Below are 6,000 nucleotides of genomic sequence, written 5' to 3'. Positions count from 1 at the left end.
CAACCAACAACCAACAACCAACAACCAACAACCAACAACCAACAACCAACAACCAGCTGTAGATGAAATCGTTAAAGTTAATATTAGGTAATGCAAGATACTTCGGGCCATCGTGGGTTTTTGCAAGTATTAATATACTTTTTGGTACTTGGGCAATCTATATACCGACAGTAAAAGACTCTTTAGATATTAGTAAGTCTGAATTGGGAATTGCTATTTTCTTTTTGGCATTAGGGGTATTCACAATATTTCCGTTTGCATCTTCGATAATAAATAGGGTAGGAGTTGGTAAATCTACTTTTTATAGCGTTTTGTTAAGCTGTACTACTGCTATGTTACCTTTATTGGCACCAAACTATTATGTTTTAATGGCTGCACTATTTCTCTTTGGTGCATCGAATGGTATCACCGATATTTCTATGAATACCTTGGTAACAGAGATAGAGAAAAAAGATAAGGTAAAGTTTATGGCTGCATCCCATGGCTTTTTTAGTCTAGGCGGTGTTTTGGCAGGGTTAGGAAGTTTTTTAATTGGTCCGCTATCGAATCCTGTACTTCATATGTCAATTGCTGTTTTACTGGTTCTAGTTGTTAATTTTATATTTAGGAGTAAGTACATTTCTGAAATAGCCGAAGAAATAGAAAATGAACCGTTTAGTTTTGGGTTGTTAAAACCACTATTACTATTAGGACTTATATCGTTTGTTGCCATGGGTAGTGAAGGGGCAATTGTAGATTGGAGTGGACTTTATTTAAAGGAAATTGCCTTGGCGCCCGAAGCTTTATGGGGATTAGGTTTTTTAGGATTTCAGGTTACAATGACCTTAGGTCGTTTTTTAGGTGATGGCATTAGTGAAAAAATAGGCTCGATAAAAATTGTAGCCTTAGGAGCTATTTTGGCAATTGTTGGCTATGCATTGGTATTGACCACAGATATTTATTTGAGCATTATAGGTTTTGCTCTGAATGGACTAGGTTTTTCTGTAATGGTGCCCGAAGTTTTTAGAATAGGTGGAAATGTGAAAGGTGTAGATTCCTCTAAGGGAATAGCTTTTATAGCTGGTTCTGGATATGCGGGGTTTTTATGTGCCCCACCAATTTTAGGGTTTTTAGCAGAGAATTATAGTCTTTCCCGAAGTTTTGTTGTACTTCTTGCCTGTGGATTTTTAATTTTATTATTTACACTTTTATTAAAAAGAAAAAAGGCATAAATAATTAGTCACAATTTTAATTCTTGATGTTGCTTCTTACTTTAAACTCGTTGTTTGGGTCTTGCACTTTTTCAATAAAATCTAACATTTCTTCTGTTAGCAATAATTGGTTTTGAGCATTCCAATAACTTTGGTCGTAAGGGTAATTTATTTTGAATAAATCTTTAGATGTACTTACATTTTTCTTAACGACAAAATCATCTTCGTTATCTGAAGTATTCAAAATAAACGATACATCGTAGTATGAGGTAAAGGAATAATTTTTGTCAGTTTGCTCAACTCTTACATCATATTTGGCAGAAGTTATATAGTACTTCTTTGTTTTTGAAGATTTTGAAAGTGATATTTCTTTATCAATAGAAATTGTCCTGTATCTGCTATTTTCATTTTCTGAAAATGGATTGTTTTCAAATTCAAGAACTATTTTAAACTGCTCAATAGCGTTGTTTTTAGTATTGATAATATAATATCCCCTTACTTTCTCATTTGCAATTTCGGGTTTGGTTTGAAAATTAAGATTTATTTTCTCACCATTCTCAAATGTAGATTCGGTCAAATCAAAAGCATCTCCGGTGGCATTTACAGGTATCAAGTTCATGAATAAACCGTAAAATGAATCGAAAATAAAATATATGTCATTTTCATCAAGTACCAAACCTACTTTACGCATATTGGTCAGTTCTACTTTAAAGTCTTTTTTGTCTGGCTCAATTTCTTGAGTATACAGTAGCGTTCTTCTTTCCAGTTTTCCTTGTAGGTCCTGTATTCGGGTAATTTCACCATTATACCTTAAAACTCCTCTTAATAAGAATTTCTCCTTATAAGGATATAAAGGATAATTAGAATCAATGGAATCTTTTACTTTTTGCCATAATGTTTTTTCATTGGTAACGGTGACCTCATTTAATTCTAAAACACTTTTGTTGAGATAAATGGTGTCATTGGTTTTATTGAAAGTAGAGGTGATTTTATCATAACCAGGGCGGTAAATAATAAGAGAATCAGAAGTAGAAGAAAACTGAAAACGCCCGTCAGCATTGGTCATCGTATGGTCGGCCTGGTTGTAAACACCAACAAATTCTAATGGAGACTTGTCTGCATTATCTACTACTATTCCACTTAATTCATTTTGAGAATAAAGAAGAGTAGAAAACAAGAAAATAATAAAAAACTGAAGTTTCATGGGGTATTTGATGTTTATTGAAATTATCAAACACTATACCGTATTACTTCACTTCAACACCTGTAAAGAAAAGTGAAAAATCTGCGTCAGGTCTCTTATGCATCATACTAATTTTTAATCCTTTTAGTTCTTTATAATCTTCCCAACTTGTAACCAGGTTAGGTTCTGCTTGATTTTCTTTTCTATAGGCCCATTCTTTAATGATGTAATCATCTCCAAAATAATAATCATAAGCATCGCCGGGAGTGTAGCCGCCATTATTTGCATAAACGGTCGTCAACTTATGCATTTTAGTTTTGCTAATAGGTGCTTCTATATTTTCTGTAAGCTCGTACGTAAAGTTTTTTTGGTCCCAAACTAATTGATAAGGCGCCAAAAACCAAAATTTATCATTAACGAAACTACCATCGGTTCCTGCCATGATGCTATCTACAGCCTTTCTATTATACGTAATTGTATCTTGCCGTGTCATCATAGTAACATCATTAGAACGTGTTTTCCATAACCAGGTACGTTCAAAATGTGAAGAATCGCGATCCACATTAAAAGTGAATTTTATACTTGAGACATTCTTCCAGTTTTCATATCCATTAGCATTCGCAATTTTTTCTAGAACTGTCAATTCAGTATCTTCGGCAACCTTAACTTTCGTCTTGTTGTTGTCGGTTTTACAACTTGTAATAATACTTGATAATACTATGGAAAGAATAATTAATTTTTTCATTTTCAGCACATTTTAATCCAAATATATCAATTACAGTATCTTTAACCTACTTTTATTTTTTGTAAACGAAACACTAGGGTGACATTTCTTACAAAGCTATGTTTAATAATAATTAGGAGCGAATTCAGTAAGAGTTCTTCTTCTAATACGGTACATGATAAATATACCGACGCTGAACTGATAGAGCATATTATAAAAAACAAAGATGCATTATTGTTCGGAGAACTTTATGATAGATATTCCAAATTAGTCTACAACAAATGTTTAGGGTTTGCAAAATCTAATAAAGAGGCAGAAGATTTGACACAAGATATATTTTTGATGCTCTATGTTAAATTAGGCTCTTTTAAAGGGACATCGAAATTCTCTACATGGTTATATTCTTTTACGTACAATTTTTGCGTCAATTACGTGAATAGAAATAAGGAGAGAAAGATTAATGATAATTCAGTAAAATTTGATTTACAAGAAGAAGTGCCAATTGAGGTGACCGATAATCTATTGCTGCAAATGCAAGTAGAGAAACTTAAAAAAGCCTTAGAGCTAATTGCGCCCGAAGATAAAACGCTTTTACTATTGAAATATCAAGACGGGGCGTCAATAAAAGAATTAGAAGATGTTTTAGAGATTAAATCAAGTGCCATTAAAATGAGGCTTAAGCGCGCCAAGGCTAAAGTTGTGGAAGTGTATAAAACCATACCCTAATGACAGAACAGAACAATAATCCATTTAAAAATTTAGAAGGGGATCTTAAAGATGTTCCTCCTGAACTTCGTAAGAAAGTTATGGATGATGTAGCCGCAGCTAAGTTGATTATGGAATTGGGCAATCTGTTCACAGGTAATTTTGCCTCGATTATTGAGGGCATGTTGAAAACGAGAACCAAATAATAATTAAAAGTAAAACTATATTCATGGAAACAGTAGATAAGTGGAAAGACCTGGCCTTTGAATCTTTGAGTACCATATTCAAAGATATTGCGGCTGCCTTGCCAGGTATATTTGGTGCATTTGTTGTGCTAATTTTTGGTTGGATTATCATTAAAATAACCACATTCGTTTTAAAGCGAATTTTCAAGGCGATTCACTTACATCGTTTTTCGGAAAAAATTAATGATGCAAAACTTTTTGGAGAGTCAGATATCAAAATAGATTTGCCAAAAGTGATTATCACCTTTGTTAAGGTATTGCTCTGGTTGGTATTTATAATTGTAGCATCTGACATTATGGGTCTAACCATAATATCTACAGAAATTGCAAACCTATTACGATACCTGCCTATTTTACTATCTGCACTTATTATTTTTATGATAGGTCTGTATTTGGCTAAAATAATAAAAGAAACGATTGTCAAGGTCTTTGATTCTATCGGTATGGGAGGTGGTAAGGTTTTGGGTAACGCCTTATTTTATTTGATTATTATATTTGTTAGTATCACTGCTTTAAACCAAGCAGGTGTTGATACTCAAATCATCACTAATAATTTCACGATAATACTTGGAGCGTTCTTATTGGCAATTTCTTTGGCTTTAGGTTTAGGGGCAAGAGAAGTCGTAGGGGATCTATTAAGAACATTTTATACAAGAAAAATTTATGTAATAGGGGATAAGGTCAAAATAGGAAAACTAGAAGGTACCGTTATCGGTATAGATAGTATTTCAATGATTCTTAAAACTAAAAACAGTAAAGTTGTAATACCTATTAAAAAGGTGGTTGAAAAAACCGTTGAAGTTCAAGAGCAATTGTAAAGCGTTAATTTCGTTTTCATTTATGAATGATGGAATAGGATAGTAATTCGGTTATCATATGTCACATTTGTTTATGAATTAATTCATTAATTTTGTTAGAGATAATTAAACTTAAAATATGAGTGCTAAAAAAGGAAAAATTCAGGAAGCCATAGATGAGAAAATGCTAGAGGAAAGAAAGGTATTCCTATGGGGTATGGTTGATGACGATTCTGCAAAACATGTAATTGACAGGTTATTGTATCTAGATATGCAGAATAGCAAAGAAATTCAACTGTATATTAATAGTCCTGGTGGTTATGTTACTTCAGGTTTTGCCATGTATGACACCATAAAATCTTTAAAGAGTCCGGTTTCAACAATCTGTACTGGTTTGGCAGCATCAATGGGTTCTATTTTATTATCAGTAGGTAAAAAAGGTAGAAGATTCATACAGCCACATGCTCAGGTTATGATTCACCAACCAAGTGGTGGTGCAAGAGGCCAAGCTTCTAATATAGAAATTCAAGCAAGGGAAATTATTAAAACTAAAGAGCTAAGTGCACATTTATTAGCAGATAACTGTGGTCAAGATTTTGAAAAAGTCTTAAGGGATTTTGATAGAGATTATTGGATGAATGCAGAAGAGTCAATAAAATATGGCATCGTTGACGGAATAATGGAATAAATTTCTGAGCGTATATAAATTAAAAGTCCTTTACTAAATTAGTAAAGGACTTTTTTTATGGTTGATTGTTATTTACTCGATAATGGAGATTAAATGCACGGAGGCATGTCTTAAAATTTTAAAGTTGTTTCCTAGGATTAACTCTTTGCCTTTTTTCAAGGTAGTTTATTTTGATACGATTATACCTTTTTTTATCTGAAGAATTGGGAACTCAGTTCTTCTTTTTAACATTTTAATATAAAAGACTGAAAATCAATTAGTCATAATTGATTGATTTTTAGCTATAAAAATTGAAAAATTAAGTTTTGAGAAAATTTAGTATTTGTAAAAATGTTGTAAGACCTTACTGAAAAGTGTTAAAATTTCTTCATCGTTACTTTGTTGCTGTTAATCGATAGGCGAATTCATATTAGGCTATAGGAGCGTTTTTTGAAAAAAATACACTATGTTTTATCGAAATTATTTTGT

At 32.4% G+C, this 6,000-nt stretch carries 7 protein-coding genes; 5 read left to right on the top strand and 2 right to left on the bottom strand.

The window, feature by feature from the left end; translation table 11 throughout:
• The first annotated feature begins 62 nt into the window (after positions 1 to 62).
• Positions 63 to 1,211 carry an MFS transporter gene (locus AACZ41_RS15360; RefSeq protein WP_339629485.1) on the top strand — a complete coding sequence of 383 codons (1,149 nt, stop codon included), beginning with the start codon at positions 63 to 65 and terminating at the stop codon, positions 1,209 to 1,211.
• Positions 1,212 to 1,227: 16 nt separating this feature from the next.
• On the opposite strand, the gene AACZ41_RS15355 is transcribed toward AACZ41_RS15360, so the two are convergent.
• Entirely contained in the window at positions 1,228 to 2,394 is a 1,167-nt protein-coding gene (locus tag AACZ41_RS15355; RefSeq protein WP_339629484.1) for a hypothetical protein, read from the bottom strand.
• Positions 2,395 to 2,437: 43 nt separating this feature from the next.
• Complete coding sequence (locus AACZ41_RS15350; RefSeq protein ID WP_339629483.1) at positions 2,438 to 3,118, bottom strand: hypothetical protein; 681 nt, start codon at positions 3,116 to 3,118, stop codon at positions 2,438 to 2,440.
• A 78-nt stretch (positions 3,119 to 3,196) separates the two neighbouring features.
• Here AACZ41_RS15350 and AACZ41_RS15345 point away from each other — a divergent pair, with 78 nt between their 5' ends.
• From AACZ41_RS15345 to AACZ41_RS15330, 4 genes are all read left to right on the top strand, one after another.
• The gene (locus AACZ41_RS15345) at positions 3,197 to 3,823 is read left to right on the top strand and encodes a sigma-70 family RNA polymerase sigma factor (RefSeq protein WP_339629482.1); all 627 of its coding nucleotides are present in this window, start codon (positions 3,197 to 3,199) and stop codon (positions 3,821 to 3,823) included.
• Positions 3,823 to 4,008 (top strand): hypothetical protein, encoded by a 186-nt coding sequence (locus AACZ41_RS15340; protein ID WP_339629481.1) that lies wholly within the window; start codon positions 3,823 to 3,825, stop codon positions 4,006 to 4,008. The genes AACZ41_RS15345 and AACZ41_RS15340 overlap by 1 nt, the downstream gene beginning before the upstream one ends.
• Positions 4,009 to 4,031: 23 nt before the next feature.
• The gene (locus tag AACZ41_RS15335) at positions 4,032 to 4,865 is read left to right on the top strand and encodes a mechanosensitive ion channel domain-containing protein (RefSeq protein ID WP_339629480.1); all 834 of its coding nucleotides are present in this window, start codon (positions 4,032 to 4,034) and stop codon (positions 4,863 to 4,865) included.
• 118 nt (positions 4,866 to 4,983) lie between these two features.
• Positions 4,984 to 5,532 (top strand): ATP-dependent Clp protease proteolytic subunit, encoded by a 549-nt coding sequence (locus AACZ41_RS15330; RefSeq protein ID WP_339629479.1) that lies wholly within the window; start codon positions 4,984 to 4,986, stop codon positions 5,530 to 5,532.
• Positions 5,533 to 6,000: the final 468 nt, after the last annotated feature.

The sequence above is a fragment of the uncultured Maribacter sp. genome (assembly GCF_963974015.1).
GTDB lineage: Bacteria > Bacteroidota > Bacteroidia > Flavobacteriales > Flavobacteriaceae > Maribacter.
Note: the sequence above shows the minus strand (reverse complement) of the source record. Positions and strands in the feature narration are given on the sequence as shown.